Source organism: Chitinophaga sp. W3I9 (genome assembly GCF_050434025.1).
Lineage (GTDB): Bacteria > Bacteroidota > Bacteroidia > Chitinophagales > Chitinophagaceae > Chitinophaga.
In genome coordinates, this window is sequence record NZ_JBNPWC010000001.1 from 2,268,844 (window position 1) to 2,287,519 (window position 18,676).

Below are 18,676 nucleotides of genomic sequence, written 5' to 3' on the forward strand. Positions count from 1 at the left end.
GCGGCTATCTTTGCTCACCATAAATTTAAGTTATTATGCAGGTATCAGAAAATGTTCTGCTCAAATCATATAATACTTTTGGTATCAACGCCACTGCACGTTATTTCGCGTCCTTTTCCTCAGCAGAAGAGCTGAAGTCATTCACAGAACAACCGCAGAGCGACGGCCTGCCCCGGATGGTCCTGGGTGGTGGCAGCAACATCCTGTTCACACAGGACTTCAATGGCTGGCTGCTGAAAAACGAGATCAAAGGTATCACCGTTACTGGGGAAGATAACGACTACGTATATGTGAAAGCAGGCGCAGGAGAGAACTGGCACGGGTTTGTGCAGCACTGCATCGCGCAAAATCTCGCCGGCCTGGAAAACCTTTCCCTGATACCGGGTAACGTAGGCGCCAGTCCCATGCAAAATATCGGCGCTTATGGTGTGGAAATAAAAGATGTATTTCATGAGCTGGAAGCGCTCCACCTGAAGGATCACAGCATCGTTACCTTCAACAATGCCGATTGCCATTTTGGTTATCGCGAAAGCATCTTTAAAAAAGAATATAAAAACCAGTTTGCTATTTTATCTGTTACCTACCGGTTAAGCAAGCAGCCACATTTCAATACCAGCTACGGCGCTATCAATGAAGAGCTCCAGCGGATGAATGTGCAGGAGCTGTCTATCCAGGCCATCAGCCAGGCAGTGATAAACATCCGTTCTTCCAAACTGCCCAACCCCGCAGAAATAGGTAATGCAGGCAGCTTCTTTAAAAACCCAACCATCACCAAAGTGGAATACGAAAAGCTGCACGCCGAATTTCCTGCCATGGTAGCCTACCCCGTAGCGGACAACCATTTCAAACTGGCCGCCGGCTGGCTTATCGAGCAATGCGGCTGGAAAGGATACCGTAACGGCGATGCAGGCGTACACGCCCGCCAGGCACTGGTACTCGTAAATTACGGCCACGCCAAAGGCGCCGATATTTACCACCTGTCCCAACAGGTACTGGACAGCGTAAAGGCCAAATTCGGAGTGGAACTGGAGCGCGAGGTGAACATTGTTTGATACGGAGGGAGCGCCTTCGGCGCTTGTAAATTGTCTTGGAGCGCTGATTACGCTGATTATACTGATTGGCTTGATTTTTACTTTTTTGATTTTTATAAGAATGAAGGGAGATATAAGCGGATAGATCCGCATGTATTTCCCTTATCTATTTTTAAATCTTAAATAAAATCAAATAAAAATCAAAAAAGTAAAATCAAACATAATCAAATCAAGCCAATCAGTATAATCAGCGCTCCAAGACAATTTACCAGCGCCGAAGGCGCCCCCCGCTCTACGCATTCGCACGGACATGCGCCATAATCTTCTCCGCATGATCCCGCGAGTTTTCAATGAACCACACGTGGGTATTCATCCCCCCGCAAACCACGCCGGCCAGGTAGATGCGCGGCATATTGGTTTCCATGGTGATAGGGTTATATGTTGGGAGTTTGAGATTGTCATCAGACAGCGCAATGCCTGCCTTTTGCAGCAGGCTGAAATTAGGCTGGTAGCCAGTCATAGCGATCACAAAATCATTGGCAATGGTAACGGGACCGTCAGGCGTTGCGATATCCACTTCCTTATCCCGGATGGCGGTAAGTGAAGAATTAAACCATGCTTTAATAGATCCCTCTTTGATGCGGTTTTCAATATCCGGCCGTACCCAGTATTTTACGCGGGAGCCAATGTCTTCCTGGCGGATCACCATGGTTACGCGGGCGCCTTTGCGGTAAGTTTCCAGGGCGGCATCCACGGCGGAGTTATGAGCGCCTATCACTACTACATCCTGTGTGGCGTAGAAGTGGGGATCTTTATAATAGTGTGTTACTTTAGGAAGATCTTCGCCGGGTATGTTCAGCAGGTTGGGAATGTCGTAAAAGCCGGTAGCAATAACTACGTGCCGTGCATGATATCTACTCTTTTTGGTTATAACCGTATATTCGTTGGCGTTGGGTATTACCTGCTCCGCTTCTTCAAACAGTTTTATGTTCAGTTCATGTGAAGTAGCTACCCTCCTGTAATATTCCAGGGCTTCCGGCCGGGTGGGTTTGGGATTGATGGACACAAAGGGAACGTTGCCAATTTCCAGCCGCTCGGAGGTAGAGAAAAAAGTCATGTACAGCGGGTAGTTATAGAGGGAGTTCACCACACAGCCCTTTTCGAGGATGATGTAACTAAGCCCCGCTTTTTTAGCTTCCAGTCCGCAGGCAAGACCAATAGGTCCTCCGCCGATAATCAATACGTCAAACGCAGCAGTCATACAATCATATTTTATTTACAGCGCTGCCATATAATCCAGCAGGCGGTACATGTTTTCAGTATTTTGTGTCAGCAGGTTCATATGCTGGCGGATTTTATCTTCATTTTGCACAAATGGTCCACCGGCGGCAATGGCGCCGGCGCCGTGCAGGATCATTTCCTGCAAACTTTCTGCCGTTAATTCCATATGGAACTGGAGCCCAATTACGCGGTTGCCGTAAATGAATGCCTGGTGACTGCAGGCTGCGGACGCCGCGAAGCGGGTAGCGCCTTCAGGCACATCAAAGGTGTCGCCGTGAAAATGAAATGTGTTAAAGTGATGTGGCAGCACGGTTTCCAATGGGGCGGCCTGGCCCTGAAAGCTCAGGTCCAGCGGGAACCAGCCGATTTCCGGCTGCGTGTGCGGGTATACGTTAGCACCAAGAGCCGCAGCAATCAGTTGTGATCCCAGGCAGATGCCCAATACTTTTTTATTTTGTTGGATAGCTTCCCGGATAAGGGCTATTTCTGTGGTCATCCACGGATGATGATCCTGTTCATACACGCCCATCGGTCCGCCCATGATAATGAGCCAGTCGGCTGCCGCAACGGCACTGGTATCAGTATTTTCATACCAGCGGGTATAAGTTACCTGGTGTTGATGACGGTTGGCCCAGTCGGCGATGCAGCTTAATCCTTCAAAAGGCACATGTTGAAAGTAGTGAATATGCATATGCAGAACGCTAAAATGATGCACCGAAGATACGGCTGCTATTTCACTTCTGCTCTTACCACCCTTAAATATTCATAACCTTTCATCTGCTTACTCTTTTCTCCGAAATATTTTGCACGGTAATCCCCGCCGCCGCCGTCATAGTGCAGCTTCAGGTGATGTAATTCCAGGAAGGCATACAACTCTTCCGGGCGGATACCAAAGTCCCAGTTCTCACCGGCGCGGCTCAGCAGCTTGTTTATACGCACAAACCCATAGAATGCCGTGGGATTTTCCAGTACTGCTTTTTCTACATAGGTGAAGATGATCTGTGTACCCGGGCTAAAATTTTTCACATGATGGAAAATCGTTTCCGCTTGTTTGGCTTCCTGCTTGGTGGTGATTCCTTCCCATAGGAACAATGTTTTGTAATGTGCTCCGTAGAAGAGTTCCGGGAATACTTCAGAGATCTGCTGCGTGTTTAAATCCAGCTGCACATAATCCACGTGAATGGTTGGTAGTCCTACCAGGTCAGACAGTATTTTCTTTTTTGTATACTGGAGCGATGGATGATCCATTTCCACGTAATGCAGTGGTACTCCTACGTTGAGGCGGTGCGCCCTGGTATCAAAAGTAGCATTGAGGATGATCACCTGGTTAATGCCCTGCGATCTTACGGCATGCAGGATCATGTCGTCAATCAGCCTTGTTCTGGCAACAGCGGCGGTGAAGCTGCCAGGCCAGCGGAACTGGATGCAGGCTGTCACTATTCTCCGGATGAAGGCGATGGCGCAACCTGCCAGCAAGATCTGATAGAATTTTGACAGGAATGCACTGGCAAACGGATCATACAACAAACGCTCTTTTTCAGGTTTCGTACTTTCTATTGCCCGGAATGCAGCCATATAAGTGCCGGATTTTGTGGCTGGGGACCGGCTCATAAATTACGTGTAGTCATCTTGGTTATTATGATAAATGCTGCCAGTATCACAAATGCTCGATGATCAAATATATGTAAAAATGATAATTGGGTTATCACGGGGTTTTCCCCGGTATCAGGCCAGGCAGCAGATGGCCAGTAAGGTACCGGTACTGATCAATACCCATAGTACTACCCCGTGAATCAATGGTTTACGCCCGATTCCCCGCAACGCCTCGCGGCTGAGATTGGTGCCTATCAGGAAAAGGGTGAGCGACAACCCTGTTTTGGCGCTTTTTACCAGGAAGGGGCCCGCGTGCTGGAATAGCGGTACCCAGGTATTCAGCAGCATGGCAGCAATGAACACCGCAATAAACCACGGGATCTTTATGTTACCTGTACCTGTTTTAAACAACAGGGTGGTCATAAATGCTACGGGAACAATCCAGAGGGCGCGCGACAGCTTCACCGTGGTGGCTACCTGCAGTGCTTCTTCGCCGTATTTGCTGGCGGCGCCTATCACGGAGCTGGTATCATGAATGGCGATGGCGCTCCACAGGCCAAACTGTTGCTGGGATAAATGTAACCCGTGGCCTACCGCCGGAAAAATAAAAAGAGCGAGTGCATTCAGCAGGAAAATGATTCCCAGCGCAACAGATATCTGTTTCTCACCGGCTTTCATTACCGGGGCAATGGCGGCAATAGCGCTGCCGCCGCAGATGGCGGTGCCACAGGAAATAAGATGAGCGGTTTTTTTATCGATGCCCAACAGCTTACCCAGCACCGCCCCTGTTAACAGGGTACCTGCAATGGCAGTAACCGTAAAGAGAAAACCTTCACCGCCGGCTTTCAGCGCGCTGTGTACATTCATGCCAAAGCCCATTCCTATAATCGACAGCTGCAACAACCAGTGCGTGATGCGCGGCGTTACCGCAGTGAAAGGGTTCCCGCTGGTTTGCGCCAGTGCAAATCCCAGCAACAGCGCCACCGGTGGAGTTACTACGGGCAACAGCGTAATGGCTGCTGCGGTAAGGAATATAATTTTCTGCGTGTTCTCCGGCAGCCAGGCAGCTATTGTCTTCTCTTGTTGCATACACGAACGTTTGTAATTGGATACAAAGGTCCGTATCGCTGCCGCGGAAGTCAAATGTCTATATGTGATAGGTGATAACCAAAAGTTATGGGATTAATCAACAGAAAGAATGAACTTATTGAACTTCACGGCGAAATCTTCTTTCAGGCTTTTATCGATGCCACTGAGGTAGTTCACTGTAAAGCCACGTTGCAACCTGCGCGGAGTGCCGCCATCCAGTTGAATGGGCCGGGAGTGCAGCACGCCTATCAGCTGTTTTCCCTGGAAAACAAGGGCGAGGCGATACAAGGGGCTGGGATCGTCGATACCGCTTTCATAATTGAAATACAGCAGGTAAGGCTTGAGGGTGGTTTCTTCTTCCAGTTTGAAATTGTGGATAAAGGGCTCCATATCGGCGGTACTGCGACCGGTATGTTGCTTCAGGTAACTGCTTAAAGCAGATTCAATGATAGTGCCGCTGCGGATACTTTTCTTTTGCGTATAGCCGTCAATGGTAGCCCACATCTTTTCCCCGTTGGTGGCTACGGGCAGTTTGATATCGCGTTGCAGCACGCCTGCATCCACGCCGTTTACTTTTATTTTGCGGCCCTTGTGAAAAATGGGTTTGCTGTATTCTTCTTTCGTAATATCAAAATCTACGCTTACAGGGTACCAGTCTTTTTTCACCGGCGCACAACGCAGCGGGATATAATCCACGAGGGTAACCAGTGGTTCTCCGCCTGGATTATTCAGTATGGTAGCAGCGCCGTTGATTCTTTCGCCAACAATGGGAGCCTTGCTGCGTGCTGGTTTGGCGGCAGTGGTAGTAGCAGTTTTCTTATCGTTTTTTGCAGCGTTTTCTTCGTTATCGTATTTACTTGGTTTGTTATTCAGGTTGCACGATACCAGTAATACTGCCAGTGAGAGGCAGGATAAATATTTATTGAGATGCATATGAAAGTTACTGTTTTATGCGGATGGAAGGACTCCGGCTTCCACCCGCATGGCATCTGCACAAAGATTAGGCCTAGAATTCCGTGAATATAACGGTGTCGCCTATCTGCAGCCGGTGAACCTGTTTCATGGTGGAAAACGGGTCCAGCGGCGACCAGTCCTGCGCAGTATAAAGTTGTATGTTTTTACCTGTCAGTTCTTTTTCCAGTGTTTTTAGAGATAGGCTGGTATTAGTTTTACGGGAGATGTAATAGATCCTGGGATCCTGCTTCAGGTGAATAATAATGCCAGGAGGACCCGCTTTGATTTCTTTTACCACCCCGGTGATTGGCGTGCAATTCTTTTTATCAGCCTTACGGGCAGAGGGAATACCGGAAATAAGCAATACCAGTATTAAAGAGGCCACCAGCAATAATGCGGTGGTACCTTTTTTGTTGGCTTGTTTTTTCATGATCCGTTGGCGTAAATCAGGTTATTTATTTTTTATCACCAGCTTCTTCATCCCATTCGTCGTCTTCTTCCCAGTCTTCATCCTCTTCCCAGTCATCGTCTGCATCATCATCGTCAATCAGTAAACTTTGTTCTGAACCAGGTTCTATATGGCTTTCCCGCCAGTGAGCCACAATCTCGTCTGCTTTCTTTTGCACGGGGCTAAAGTCGGCAATAGGCGATCCTTCAAATTCAACTTCTACCTCAGGTAAGGCCTGGAGGGCATTGAAGCAATCCTGCAGTAAAGTGATAGTTGCGGGAGCATTGCGTAATGCGCTGTAAGATAGCCGAATAGCGTCGAACGGACCGCTGTTATGAAATACTTCTTCCCCGTTGATCATGGGGAAAAGCCATATCAGTACGTCGTCGCCTGATTCTTCGCTGTTAAGGATACCAAAAAAATCATCGAGTTGTTCAAAACCCAATGGGGCCAGTTGTGCGAATGCTTTGTTCCTGGCCGGAAATTTAGGATTCTCTTCTCCTGTAATTAAGAATAATTCACCGAACCTGGGCTTCTCTTTTGCAGCGAACCTAAAGTCAATGAGGATATCGTTTTCCATTGATGGCTATTCTGTTTTCTACTGTAATTTAATAGTTTAATCGGAAGGCGTTGAAAAAATATTCTACTGGATAACGGCGGCCGCTATCCGGCGGTAAGCGTGCAGGTATTTGTTCAGGCGGGCAATATCTTTTTCCTGTACATCGGTCATACGCCTGATATCCATGTTATCCGTCAGGTCGTTGAGTTTAACCATACAGGCCAACCGGTTCTGGAGGGTACGGTCTACGAAGTGGTGGTAGTCTTCGTCTTCATCCAGCTTGGTCACACAGTAAAGTGCCGCCAGCAGGTGAGGGGCCAGTCCTTCTTTTTCGAGGGCCTCAAAGGTCCAGTCGGTGTCTTCTACCACATCATGCAGTACACCCACTATCTTTTCATCTTCGGTACGGCCCATTTGCATTACCCGGAATACATGTCCTATATAAGGCTGTCCGTATTTATCCACCTGGTCTTTATGCGCGGTGGTGGCTATTTCTATGGCTCTGCTCAGATTCATATAAAAAAATAAAGGGACTGCGATGGTTATCACAGTCCCCTAAAATTATGATTTATTTACATAAAATGATAACGTACAAATGCTTCCATGGCGGCATACTTCTGTAAGCCCAGGCGGTCGTACAGGTCGGCCGTGTTGGCGTTACGGTCTTCCGCACGCTGCCAGAATTCGCGAAGATCGGTTCCCTGGAAAGGCACCACATCTTTCTGACTCTGGTGAATGAAGATACCCAAACGCTTCTGCATTACCTGGTCAGGACTCATTGGAACAGCCATTTCAATTTCATGTACTTCCCATTCCTGCCATGCGCCTTTATACAGCCATACCCAGCAATCTTTCGCCCAGTCCTCTGTTTTCACAATTTCCAGTGCGGCAAAGATTACATCCAGGCACACCTTATGCGTTCCATGCGGATCGGCAAGGTCACCGGCACAGAAAATCTGTTGCGGCTTCAGTTTACGAAGCAACTCTACGGTCAGCGCCACGTCTTCTGGTCCCATGGGTTTCTTTTCCACCAAACCGGTTTCATAGAAAGGGAGGTTCATGAAGTGGGCGTTTTCTTCCGCAATACCTACATAACGGCAGGTAGCTTTTGCTTCGCAGCGGCGGATCAAACCTTTGATAGCGCGGATCTCAGGAGTATCTTTCTGGCTCGGCTTCTTGGTGCGGATGAAGGCTTTCGCTTCATCCAGGATCAGGGAGCTTTTGCTTTTATCAATATCGAACATACCTTCAAAACCTACGGCAAAGTCGATGAAACGCAGCAGGAACTCATCTGTTACGGCTATGTTGCCGGAAGTCTGGTAAGCTACATGTACATCGTGGCCCTGCTCATGCAGGCGGATGAAAGTACCGCCCATAGAAATGATGTCATCATCGGGATGCGGAGAGAAGATCAGCGCGCGCTTTTTAGCGGGTTCTGAACGCTCGGGGTGATTCGGTAACTGCGGACCGGGCTTGCCGCCAGGCCAGCCGGTAATGGTATCACGAATGGCGTTAAATTCTTCGATATTCAGCTCATAGGCAGAACCATACTGTACGATCAGGTCGTTCAAACCGTTTTCGTTATAGTCCTTGTCGGTGAGCATCAGGATAGGCTTGTTCAGCTTCAGCGCCAGGCTGGTTACTGCTTTGCGGATCAGACCGGGCGTCCATTCGCAATCGCCGGTGAGCCACGGTTCGTTGAAACGGGTCAGCTCTGCAGCTGCCTGTTCGTCGATCACAAACTTGCAGTTTGAATGCTGTTGCAGCAGGGAAGCAGGCACCTGGTCGGTACTGTGTCCTTCTACCGAACGGCGAACGATTTTGGATTTATGGGAACCCCATGCCATCAGTAAGATACGTTTTGCCTTAAAGATGCTGCTGAGACCCATGGTGATAGCCAAACGGGGCACCTGGCTCATATTCGGAAACTCGTACGCATTGGCCAACCGGGTGCTGTTGTCCAGTGTAACGAGACGGGTGTGTGAATTAATATTGGCGCCTGGTTCGTTAAAACCAATGTGGCCGTTGTTGCCAATACCCAGCACCTGGATATCGATACCGCCTAATTCTTCAATACGTTTGTCGTAAGCCTCACAATATTTCTTGATCTGGTCCTTTGGAATAGTACCATCCGGAATGTTGTATTGGCCTTCAGGGATATCAACATGATTGAACAGGTGCTCTTTCATAAAGCGGTTATAGCTCTGTAAAGCATCCGGCTCTATAGGATAATATTCATCCAGGTTAAAGGTGATGACGTTTTTAAAGCTGAGTCCTTCTTCTTTGTGCAGACGTACCAATTCTGCATACAGATATTTAGGAGTAGAGCCGGTGGCCAATCCTAAAATACATTTTTGGCCGGCAGCCTGCCTTTCGCGGATCAGCGCGGCAATTTCCTGTGCTACTGCTTTGGAACCTTCTTTGGCAGAAGGGTGAATTTCCACAGCAATTTGTTCAAAGCTGTCGATCAGTTCGATTTCCTGATGATTAATCGTCATTTGTAAACGTTTTTGATTAGATGCGGTTTAAAAACGAGCCGGAAAATTAAAGAATTTACTGCTAATGCGCATTATTATTTAGCAATATTTAAATTATATTTCTTTTAGCTTGTAATAAACCAATTAATATTTGATCTCGTTAATATGTTTAGCATACAGCGGTTGAAGGCCGTATCATATATTTTGGTGTAGGAGTCATAAAATGAAAACCGTTCCGCATTTGCCGGGACGGTTTTCGATTTTAGTCTATAATAAGTTCATCTGCAAACAACCATGCGCCGTTGCCTGCTCCTGCTGCACCGGCAGGTATCTTACCAAAGTTCTGCATCTGCACCTTCACAAAGCGGCCGCGAACAGCCTGCAAATGGCCCCTGATCTTGTTGATGCCCTGCTGCGCAAAGGTGTTTTGCTTGTATTCTTCTTTAAATGTTTTACCATCGTCAGATACAGAAAACACTACCTGCTTCGGTGGGTAGATCCAGTCGCCCTTTACATTGATCGTATTAATGCCTACCAGGTGAATATCCTGCACACTGTCCAGCTCCACTACTGCTTCCATATCCGTTCCTTTAAAGCCAAACCACTCGTTGTCGTTATAAGCAGCATTGCCTTCCACTCCATTTACCAGCGTAAAGGTCGTCGCAGGACGGTGAGCAGCATCTGCTGCGGAAGCCATGCTTACCTTTTTAGCCAATCCTTTGTGAAACAGGAACGTCTGACTGTATTCGTTACCAAAAGGTTTGCCATCCAGGAATACCTGCGCGCGGAGTGTGCCGCTGCGGGTAATCTGTACAGGCGCTGTATAAGGAGTCGCCTGAGGGGTAGGGGCAGTACTATCGGTGGTGAAAAATATTTTACCGCCATCCAGTTTTGTATTCAGTACTACTGCTACACCGTCTTTGCTATTATCGGTTACTTTACCGGTAACTTCAAAAACATGCTTGGCATAATTTACCTTTTTCAGGTCGAGCCTTTTTACATGTACTTTTAAACGGTCCACGAAGTTGTCGTAGTTGCGTTTATCCTTGGGCGACCACAATACTTCTGATAATGCAGCTGCACGCGGGTATACCATGTATTCCAGGTAGTTGGTATTGTTGATGTATTCTGTCCATACGTTAGCCTGTGCACCTTTAATGTATTTGGCTTCCTCGCTGCTCAGCTCTGCGGGTATGGGTTCGTAGGAATATACCTGGCTTACCGGCAGGAATCCGCCTATTGCCAGTGGTTCATTCGTGCCTTTGGACTGGTAGTGGTCAAAGTAGCAGAATTCGCCCGGCGTCATTATCACATCGTGCTTTTGTTTGGCTGCTGCAATGCCGCCCTCAATGCCTCTCCAGCTCATCACCGTAGCGTTGGGTGCCAAACCGCCTTCCAGGATTTCATCCCAGCCGATGATCTGCCGGCCTTTGCTGTTCAGGTATTTCTCCATCCGTTGGATGAAATAGCTCTGCAACGCATGCTCATCTTTCAAACCTTCCTGCTTCATGCGCGCCTGGCATTTAGGACATTTTTCCCAGCGTACTTTGGGAGATTCATCACCGCCGATGTGGATATACTTGCTGGGGAACAACGCCATCACTTCATCCAGTACATCCTGCAGGAAAAGATAAACGCTGTCGTTGCCGGCGCAGTATACATCGTCGTACACGCCCCATCGGGTGCCTACTTCATACGGGCCGCCGGTGCAGCCCAGGTTGGGATATGCGGTAAGCGCTGCCAGCGAATGACCCGGCATTTCAATTTCAGGAATCACCGTGATGAAATGATCGGTAGCATACTGCACTACTTCTTTCACCTGCTCCTGTGTATAATAGCCGCCATAAGGCTTGCCATCGTATTTATTGTCGGCATAACGGCCGGCCATGGTTTCTTTTCTTTTGGAAGCCACTTCCTGCAGGCGCGGATATTTCTTTATTTCAATACGCCAGCCCTGGTCTTCTGTCAGGTGCCAGTGAAACGTATTCAATTTGTGCATTGCCATCAGGTCGATGTACTTCTTAATAAAATCAACAGAAAAAAAATGGCGACCCACATCCAGGTGCAGCCCGCGGTAAGCGAAACGCGGCGCATCGGTAATATTCACACCCGGTACAAACATGGCGCGCGCTTTTTCTACCGGCAGTAACTGGATCAGCGTCTGTACGCCATAAAAAGTGCCGGCGCTGCTGTTACCTTTAATGGTGATGTTGTTGTGAGTCGCAGCAAGCGTATAGCCTTCTGCGTTAGCACTGTCATTGCCGGTCTGTAACAGGATTGCATTTTTATCTCCCTGGTCTTTTACTGCCAGTTCATACCCGGTCAGTTCTTTGAGCCAGGCATTAAATAAAGCGGCTGTTTTTTTGTCGCTTTCATTATTGGCAACAATCACCGTTTGCTTGTCCAGTAAAAAAGAATCAGCTGTTTCGCTGACACTGGCAGGCATAGGAATGATGCTCACACTGCCTTTGGGCGCGGAGGGCTGCTGAGTGGTACAACTCCACAGTCCTGCTGCTGCCATCAGTAAGCACAGGTGAATTACTCTTTTCATTGTCATATAATGGATTGTTTTTTCTCTTATTTCATTTCAAGTTCGCACAACACCGGGCGATGATCAGATGCTACTGTTTCTTCAATGACACGTGCGCCGGTGATCGTCCACCGTTGTTTGGGAGCAATCATGATATAGTCCAGTTTTATGGTCGGTGAATCGGAAGGAAAGGTTGGTCCCATCAGGCTGCTGGCATCCGTAAATACCTGTTTCAGTACTTTTAGTTCCTTTGAGGCCGGCAGGGCGTTGAAATCGCCGGCAATAATCACCGGAGTAGCCGTGGCCCTGAAATAGTCTGCCAGTGCATTTGCCTGGGCAATACGGTCGGTAGCCTTTCTGCCTGCATCCAGGTGAGTGGTCACAAACTGCAGTGAACTATCTCCCGGCAGCTGAACGGTAACAATACCGGCGGCCCTGGGCTCATTGCCTTTTGCAGAAGGTAACATCATGGTAGTATTACTGCTGATAGGGAAACGGGATAGAATGCCGGTGCCGTAACCGCCGCCATCAAAATCCATTGATTTGGCAAAATAAGTGTACATGCCGGTGATGGAAGCCAGTTCTTTCAGCTGATCGCTCTGGCTGGTACGGCCGGTAACGCTGTCTACTTCCTGCAACGCCACCAGATCGGGATTAGTGGCCAGTATTACATTGGCAATTCCCTGAAGATCCAGTACCTGTTTCATGTTTTCCCCGTGATGAATGTTGTAGGTAAGCACCTTTACTTTTTGTGTTTGCGCAAAAAGGGTGCAACCTGCAAAACATACCACCGTTAAAAGCAGCATTTTTTTCATATCAATATCATTTGAACGCTTCCGTCACTGGCCTTCCGGTCCACACCTGCGGTGTTTTCAACCCAAAGATCCAGGCAAGAGTAGCAGCGGTATCGTAGGTCACCACACTGCTTTTGATCTCTTTATTTTTTGCCACGCCAGGGCCACGGATGATCCAGGGAATCTGCATTTCTTCCATGGTTTTGCCGCCATGTCTTTTCTTGATGCCGCCATGATCGGCCGTCAGCAGGATGATGGTATTATCCCACATCCCTGCATCTTTCACTGCCTGCAGAATTTTTCCCAGCAACACATCATTCTTTGCTACCTGGTCGAAGTAAGGCTGTATATTATGACCAATATTATGCCCGGTTCCATCGGGTTCATCAAAATGGATGAACAGGAAGTCCGGTTTCTTTTCTTTGATATATGCTACAGCCGCCGCAGTAGCGAGGCTGTCGTTGTCGTGTGTGCCAAGCTCTTTGTTGACCGCTGCTTTTGGAAACAAATAACCGATACCCTCCCAGCTGTAAATAACGCCTATCTCTGCCTTTGGTTTTTGTTCACGTAAAATCGTGTATATAGATGGAAACATACCATACTGATCCAGCTCGCGGGAAGGCAGTTCCGGTTTCCGGCTGTCCCATTCTGTATAACCGTGTACTTCAGGACCGGCGCCCATCACCATAGAGGCCCAGTTAACCGCACTTGAGGAAGGCAATACACTGCGGGCCTGTAAGGTCCACGCACCGTCCTGCATCATTTGTTTCATGTTGGGGTTGTCCACTTTCGGAAAACAGTAAGCGCCGAAGCCATCCATGCCTATCAGGATAACATGCTTTACCCCTTTGATCTGTGCCTGCGCGAAGAATCCGCCAAGCAACAAACCTGTTGCAATGATCAGTTTTTTCATTTTCGTTGTTCACTTTTAGGCTGACACACGTCAGCCTGCAATTAATAATGGGTTTTCAATAAATCTTTAGCTAAACAGAGCGACTAAGATAGTAATGTTTTCTCTCCTATTTCACGTATTAATGTTACTTCTTTTTTCTGTGTGGCAGAGATGCCATACTCAGGAACGCCGGGAATGCCGCCCATGCTCACATTGGGATTGCGATAGATCATCCCGCTTTCTTCATAGGCTTTTGCGGAAGTATGATATTCCGTAACACCTGTAGCGGTAATCAGCTGGGCAATATTGCTGGCACGAACACCGGAACCGGCCATAATAGCGATGCGGTCGTTCGCCCTTTCCACCAGCTCTTTCAATAGAGACGCGCCTTCCAGCGCAGTATTGCGCGCACCCGAAGTAAGGATCCGTTCACAACCGATGGAAATGATATCTTCCAGGGCTTCAAACGGGTTGTCTGTCATGTCAAAGGCGCGGTGAAAAGTAACACCCATCGGCCATGCCAGGTCAACAAGTATTTTGCATCGTTGTTTATCTACCCGGCCATCAGGCAGGAGGATACCAATTACCACACCGTTGCAGCCCAGTTGCTTGCTAAGCTCAATATCACGTTTCATTACTTCAAACTCCAGGTCGGAGTAAAGGAAATCGCCACCACGCGGGCGGATAATAGGGTAGAGGTCTATTTTTACTTTTTCCCTGGCCAGCGCAATGGCACCATAGCTGGGCGTAGTACCGCCTTCCAGCAGGTTGTCACACAGTTCTATCCGGTTTGCGCCGCCTTCTTCCGCTGCAATGCAGGATGCTACTGATCCTGCACATATTTCGAGGGTGAAAGACATAAAAAATAGCTTTTGAAAATGAGGTATCAGTACAGGGATCAGCCACAACGGCTGATCCCTGTCTGCTAAAAATGATGTTTCCCGTCAATTAGCACATTGCTGGTATCACTGGTGCACACCGCATAGCTAAAGCCTTTCTGGAGGCAATAAGCGCCATGCTCTCCTTTTTTATTGAGGGCCAGGAAACCAACCTGGATTTCTTTTGCTTTGGAAGGACTTCTTTTCACAATACGGTCTACCGCTTCTTTACAGGCCTTTTCCGGCGGATATCCCTGACGCATCAGTTCCACCACCAGGTGGCTGCCTACTATTTTGATCACTTCTTCGCCAACACCAGTGCTGGTAGCAGCGCCAATTTCATTGTCTACATACAATCCTGCGCCGATGATGGGAGAATCGCCCAGGCGGCCATGCAGCTTAAAGGCCATGCCGCTGGTAGTGCAGGCGCCGGACAGGTTGCCGTCGGCGTCCATTGCAACCATGCCTATTGTATCGTGGTTGTATGCATTCCCGGGCAGCATCAGCGGATTAAATGCGGTGGCGCCGTTGGTGGGCGTATACGATTTGTTTTCTATGTTGATGACAGGCTTATATTCCGATGTTTTCAACCATTCTTTCCATGCTTTTTCTGATTCAGGCGTCAGCAGGTTTTCCTTCTGGAAGCCATTGGCCAGTGCAAACTGTAAGGCGCCATCGCCTACCAGCATTACGTGCGGTGTTTTTTCCATCACCAGGCGGGCTACAGAAATAGCGTGGGTTACATGTTCCAGCGCGCCTACAGAGCCGCAGTTGCCATGTTCATCCATGATACAGGCATCGAGCGTAACACGGCCGTCGCGGTCGGGGTAACCGGAGAAACCAACGGTGTGGTTGTTGGGATCTGCTTCCGGTATCTTTACGCCTGCTTCCACAGCATCCAGTGCGCGGCCGCCTTTCTTCAGTACCTCCCACGCAGCAGCATTGGCTGCACGGCCAAAGTCCCACGTAGATACCACAATCGGCTTTCCTTTTACCGGTCCGCGTTTCCCCTGTGAACGTGCAGGCGTTCCCGTTACTCCGTCCAAAGAGAAAACAGCGGCGCTAAGGGCCGCTGTTTTCAGGAATGATCTTCTATTACTCATATAAAGCATTTTATACTTTTCTGCTTCCGCTGAAAGCTAGTCTTTCATTTCCCATGCCAGTGCGCTGGCGCCCAGAATAGCTGCATCGCTTTCTTTCAGTTCAGAGAACAGCAATTTAACCTTATTCTGGAAAATAGGAAGCAGGTTCTTCTCCATATGCTCCCGTACCGGTTTCATGATGAGGTCTCCGGCTTTGGTTAAGCCGCCGAACAGCACAATCGCTTCCGGGCTGGAGAACATCACGAAATTGGCGAGGGCTTCACCGAGTATTTTGCCGGTGAACTCGTATACTTCCCTGGCAAGCGGATCGCCTTCCATGGCTGCTTCGTAGATGAGCTTGGAATTGATTTCTTCGTTGGTATGCTCCCGCATGATGCTGGGCGTATCCGGGCGGTTAGCCAGGAATTCTATGGCGGTATTGGTAACGCCGGTGGCAGAAGCATACGCTTCCAGCGAACCATGTGCTCCGGTACCGGCATGCAGCCTGCCGCCAGGGATCACGATACAGTGACCCAGCTCTCCGGCAAAACCATCATGACCATAAATTAGCTGCCCGTTGGCTACAATGCCGCTTCCTACACCTGTACCCAGGGTGATCACGATAAAGTCTTTCATACCCCTGGCAGCACCATAAATCAGTTCTCCCAAAGCTGCCGCATTGGCGTCGTTGGTGAGTACGGTAGGCAAACCGAATTTCTGCTCCAGCAGACTGGCCAGCGGTACTACGCCTTTCCAGCGCAGGTTGGGCGCATATTCTATATTGCCGGTGTAGTAGTTGCCATTAGGAGCGCCTACCCCGATACCTTTCATGTTTTCGATGCCTCCCGCTTGTTCAATAAGCGCGGACAGGTGTTCGTGCAATTCATCCAGGAAGCCGGTTACATCTTCGTGCTGATTGGTTAACATCCGACCATCACATATAATATTACCCCTGCGGTCTACAATACCAAATTTGGTGTTAGTACCCCCGATATCAATGCCCACCGCTAACTGCTGACTCATAATCAATTCCTTGAGATTTTAAAATGGTTTTAACTCTAAATGCGAAGAACGCGAGATAAGCAAAGCACAGCGCCGGAATAACATAAGAGGCGTGGATACCAATGCTTGCAATGTCTGCCAGACCGCCCTGTACAGGAGGAATGAGCGAGCCACCGAGGATCATCATTACCAGGAACGCAGAACCCTGACCGGTATACTTACCCAGGCCTGCGATAGATAACGCGAAAATGCTTGGCCACATCACAGAGCAGAATAATCCGCCGCTGATAAATGCAAATGTAGCCAGCTGACCGGTGGTAAATAATCCGATCAGAACAGAACCAACACCCAGCAAACCAAAGATGGTGAGGGTTTTGGCAGGTTTGTCCTGGCCGGCGAAGAAGCCAATGATCTGTACCACTATACAGATGACATATGGATATAAAACACTGATATCATTGCCCTTGATGCTGTTGGCGCCGAGAATAACACCATAAGCCACAAAGGGAACAATTACACAGAGAATATTACGGGTGGTTTTAGATACATTAAATACGCTGATAGCACCGGTCCAGCGGCCAATCATCATACTTCCCCAGAACAGCGATACATAAGGATCCAGTTCTGATTCTGCCAAACCTTTTACAGTCAGGAAACCAGGATGCTTCAGTAATGCGCCGAGATTACTGGCAATGGATACTTCCACACCCACATATATAAAGATGGCCAGCATGCCCAGGATCAGCTGCGGATATTTCATGGCACCCCAGCCTTCACTGTTGTTGGCAGATGCCATCTTGGTATAGAAGAGGATACCGATAATACCCACAATACCGGCAATGAACATAGGCAATTCAAATTTCAGCACCAGCCCCATGAGGATCAGGATGAACATAAAGGTGATAGCCAGTAATGACTTAGTAGCCTTGGGAGAAGATTCAAAACCTTCTGTATCCTGGCTTTCCGGCATCTTCACAAAAGCAAAAATAGCAGCTGCAATCAGGAACAACGCAATGAGCAGGAAATATAAAGTATTGATCTTGCTGATATCCGTACTTACTTCGCCGCCCTTAATATTACCAAACAGCAACATGCTCACGATGATGGGTCCGATGGTAGTACCGAAGGAGTTGATACCTCCCGCGAGATTCAGGCGGTGTGTACCTTTGGCAGGATCTCCCAGTAAAATAGCAAATGGATTGGCAGCAGTTTGCTGCAGCGAAAATCCTAAGGCCACTATAAATAAAGCCATGAGGATAAGGGCAAAATATCCGAACGTAACCGTTTGTTTATAATCTGTATCCAGTACCGTAACTATCTTTTCCAGGTTGGCTTTTGTGAAGCTGGCAGCATATTGTTTATGCTCCTCATCTTTTGTAAAACCACCGGAAACTGCAGAAATTAACTGTGGATTCGTGGTGTACTTTTCAGCGGATTCATTGCTGCTGATCAGGAGCGAATAAGTGTCAGGGTCTTTCTCACGGCGGATCTTCACCTGCCTGTCGGAAGTCTGTAACTGCTGCTCTACCTGGAAACCGCTGATGTCAGCAATGGTTTCTTTAATAGGAACAATCTTTTCCTTATTCACACATGGAATCATAATCACGGAGCCAAGCACCGAAATCAGCAATCCGTAAATAATACCCTTCTTGTACCCGATCTTGTTGAGGATATCCACTTTTCTAGCAGTGGAAGCCAGGTACAGGATCAGTGAACCTATAAAATAGGCACTGTAAAAAGAGAAGTCGATCAGCTGCGACTCCAGCTGGGTAAGGTTAAAGTGAGATTTGCAAAATGGGATAAAGATACTGTTGGAGGCAGCCAGAAATCCCCAGAAAAAGAAAACCAGAATAAGCACAAAGAACGAAGGATGGGTGCTTTGTGCGTTTTGTTTTGATTGCTCAGTCATAAACGTGTTAAGTTACGGTGAAATTTTGCCGGTTAAATGTATAATTATTTTTTTAAAATTTTTTAAAAAGTCAAAATATTCTTGCAATTTAGTGATTGGGTAAAACGTTTTAGCAAAAATAATTGCGAAATATACAAGAAATATAAGAGAAGTTTAA

Annotated in this window: 16 protein-coding genes and 1 pseudogene; 1 reads left to right on the forward strand and 16 read right to left on the reverse strand. The window is 48.0% G+C overall.

The genetic code is table 11. From position 1 onward, the window contains the following. Positions 1–35: 35 nt before the first annotated feature. Positions 36–1,052: a UDP-N-acetylmuramate dehydrogenase gene (gene murB, locus QFZ51_RS09615; RefSeq protein ID WP_429045383.1), complete on the forward strand. Its 1,017-nt coding sequence runs from the start codon at positions 36–38 to the stop codon at positions 1,050–1,052. Between the two features lie 271 nt (positions 1,053–1,323). Here the strand turns inward: murB and QFZ51_RS09620 are convergent, their stop codons facing one another. From QFZ51_RS09620 to QFZ51_RS09695, 16 genes and pseudogenes are all read right to left on the reverse strand, one after another. Continuing rightward, positions 1,324–2,292, reverse strand: a complete 969-nt coding sequence (locus tag QFZ51_RS09620) for a YpdA family putative bacillithiol disulfide reductase (RefSeq protein ID WP_429045385.1) — start codon at positions 2,290–2,292, stop codon at positions 1,324–1,326. A 15-nt stretch (positions 2,293–2,307) separates the two neighbouring features. Next, complete coding sequence (locus tag QFZ51_RS09625) at positions 2,308–3,003, reverse strand: type 1 glutamine amidotransferase (protein WP_429045387.1); 696 nt, start codon at positions 3,001–3,003, stop codon at positions 2,308–2,310. A 38-nt stretch (positions 3,004–3,041) separates the two neighbouring features. Beyond that, positions 3,042–3,887, reverse strand: coding sequence for a class I SAM-dependent methyltransferase (locus QFZ51_RS09630; protein WP_429045389.1), 846 nt, complete (start codon positions 3,885–3,887; stop codon positions 3,042–3,044). Positions 3,888–4,037: 150 nt separating this feature from the next. Next, positions 4,038–4,994: a YeiH family protein gene (locus QFZ51_RS09635; protein WP_429045391.1), complete on the reverse strand. Its 957-nt coding sequence runs from the start codon at positions 4,992–4,994 to the stop codon at positions 4,038–4,040. Between the two features lie 93 nt (positions 4,995–5,087). After that, the gene (locus QFZ51_RS09640) at positions 5,088–5,927 is read right to left on the reverse strand and encodes a hypothetical protein (RefSeq protein WP_429045393.1); all 840 of its coding nucleotides are present in this window, start codon (positions 5,925–5,927) and stop codon (positions 5,088–5,090) included. Positions 5,928–6,000: 73 nt separating this feature from the next. After that, positions 6,001–6,378, reverse strand: a complete 378-nt coding sequence (locus QFZ51_RS09645; protein WP_429045394.1) for a hypothetical protein — start codon at positions 6,376–6,378, stop codon at positions 6,001–6,003. 25 nt (positions 6,379–6,403) lie between these two features. Then, positions 6,404–6,976, reverse strand: coding sequence for a hypothetical protein (locus QFZ51_RS09650; protein WP_429045396.1), 573 nt, complete (start codon positions 6,974–6,976; stop codon positions 6,404–6,406). Positions 6,977–7,039: 63 nt separating this feature from the next. Next, positions 7,040–7,471, reverse strand: coding sequence for a phosphohydrolase (locus tag QFZ51_RS09655; RefSeq protein WP_429045398.1), 432 nt, complete (start codon positions 7,469–7,471; stop codon positions 7,040–7,042). A 56-nt stretch (positions 7,472–7,527) separates the two neighbouring features. Continuing rightward, a pseudogene (nagB, locus tag QFZ51_RS09660) lies at positions 7,528–9,459 on the reverse strand (glucosamine-6-phosphate deaminase); the annotation flags it as partial. A 235-nt stretch (positions 9,460–9,694) separates the two neighbouring features. Further along, positions 9,695–11,989 (reverse strand): beta-N-acetylhexosaminidase, encoded by a 2,295-nt coding sequence (locus QFZ51_RS09665; protein WP_429045400.1) that lies wholly within the window; start codon positions 11,987–11,989, stop codon positions 9,695–9,697. A gap of 20 nt (positions 11,990–12,009) precedes the next feature. Further along, a complete protein-coding gene (locus QFZ51_RS09670; protein ID WP_429045401.1) occupies positions 12,010–12,777 on the reverse strand; it encodes an endonuclease/exonuclease/phosphatase family protein in 768 nt (255 codons plus the stop codon). Between the two features lie 7 nt (positions 12,778–12,784). After that, a complete protein-coding gene (locus QFZ51_RS09675) occupies positions 12,785–13,669 on the reverse strand; it encodes an alkaline phosphatase (protein ID WP_429045403.1) in 885 nt (294 codons plus the stop codon). An 83-nt stretch (positions 13,670–13,752) separates the two neighbouring features. Continuing rightward, positions 13,753–14,508, reverse strand: coding sequence for a copper homeostasis protein CutC (locus tag QFZ51_RS09680; RefSeq protein ID WP_429045404.1), 756 nt, complete (start codon positions 14,506–14,508; stop codon positions 13,753–13,755). Between the two features lie 65 nt (positions 14,509–14,573). After that, positions 14,574–15,629 (reverse strand): N(4)-(beta-N-acetylglucosaminyl)-L-asparaginase, encoded by a 1,056-nt coding sequence (locus QFZ51_RS09685; protein WP_429045406.1) that lies wholly within the window; start codon positions 15,627–15,629, stop codon positions 14,574–14,576. Positions 15,630–15,665: 36 nt separating this feature from the next. Then, positions 15,666–16,631 carry an ROK family protein gene (locus QFZ51_RS09690; protein ID WP_370909712.1) on the reverse strand — a complete coding sequence of 322 codons (966 nt, stop codon included), beginning with the start codon at positions 16,629–16,631 and terminating at the stop codon, positions 15,666–15,668. Continuing rightward, positions 16,603–18,519 (reverse strand): MFS transporter, encoded by a 1,917-nt coding sequence (locus tag QFZ51_RS09695; protein WP_429045408.1) that lies wholly within the window; start codon positions 18,517–18,519, stop codon positions 16,603–16,605. The genes QFZ51_RS09690 and QFZ51_RS09695 overlap by 29 nt, the downstream gene beginning before the upstream one ends. Positions 18,520–18,676 lie beyond the last annotated feature (157 nt).

Coding starts and splice junctions, on each gene's coding strand:
- murB (WP_429045383.1), top strand. CDS start 36: ATGCAGGTATCAGAAAATGTTCTGCTCAAATCATATAATACTTTTGGT.
- QFZ51_RS09620 (WP_429045385.1), bottom strand. CDS start 2,292: ATGACTGCTGCGTTTGACGTATTGATTATCGGCGGAGGACCTATTGGT.
- QFZ51_RS09625 (WP_429045387.1), bottom strand. CDS start 3,003: ATGCATATTCACTACTTTCAACATGTGCCTTTTGAAGGATTAAGCTGC.
- QFZ51_RS09630 (WP_429045389.1), bottom strand. CDS start 3,887: ATGGCTGCATTCCGGGCAATAGAAAGTACGAAACCTGAAAAAGAGCGT.
- QFZ51_RS09635 (WP_429045391.1), bottom strand. CDS start 4,994: ATGCAACAAGAGAAGACAATAGCTGCCTGGCTGCCGGAGAACACGCAG.
- QFZ51_RS09640 (WP_429045393.1), bottom strand. CDS start 5,927: ATGCATCTCAATAAATATTTATCCTGCCTCTCACTGGCAGTATTACTG.
- QFZ51_RS09645 (WP_429045394.1), bottom strand. CDS start 6,378: ATGAAAAAACAAGCCAACAAAAAAGGTACCACCGCATTATTGCTGGTG.
- QFZ51_RS09650 (WP_429045396.1), bottom strand. CDS start 6,976: ATGGAAAACGATATCCTCATTGACTTTAGGTTCGCTGCAAAAGAGAAG.
- QFZ51_RS09655 (WP_429045398.1), bottom strand. CDS start 7,471: ATGAATCTGAGCAGAGCCATAGAAATAGCCACCACCGCGCATAAAGAC.
- QFZ51_RS09665 (WP_429045400.1), bottom strand. CDS start 11,989: ATGACAATGAAAAGAGTAATTCACCTGTGCTTACTGATGGCAGCAGCA.
- QFZ51_RS09670 (WP_429045401.1), bottom strand. CDS start 12,777: ATGAAAAAAATGCTGCTTTTAACGGTGGTATGTTTTGCAGGTTGCACC.
- QFZ51_RS09675 (WP_429045403.1), bottom strand. CDS start 13,669: ATGAAAAAACTGATCATTGCAACAGGTTTGTTGCTTGGCGGATTCTTC.
- QFZ51_RS09680 (WP_429045404.1), bottom strand. CDS start 14,508: ATGTCTTTCACCCTCGAAATATGTGCAGGATCAGTAGCATCCTGCATT.
- QFZ51_RS09685 (WP_429045406.1), bottom strand. CDS start 15,629: ATGAGTAATAGAAGATCATTCCTGAAAACAGCGGCCCTTAGCGCCGCT.
- QFZ51_RS09690 (WP_370909712.1), bottom strand. CDS start 16,631: ATGAGTCAGCAGTTAGCGGTGGGCATTGATATCGGGGGTACTAACACC.
- QFZ51_RS09695 (WP_429045408.1), bottom strand. CDS start 18,519: ATGACTGAGCAATCAAAACAAAACGCACAAAGCACCCATCCTTCGTTC.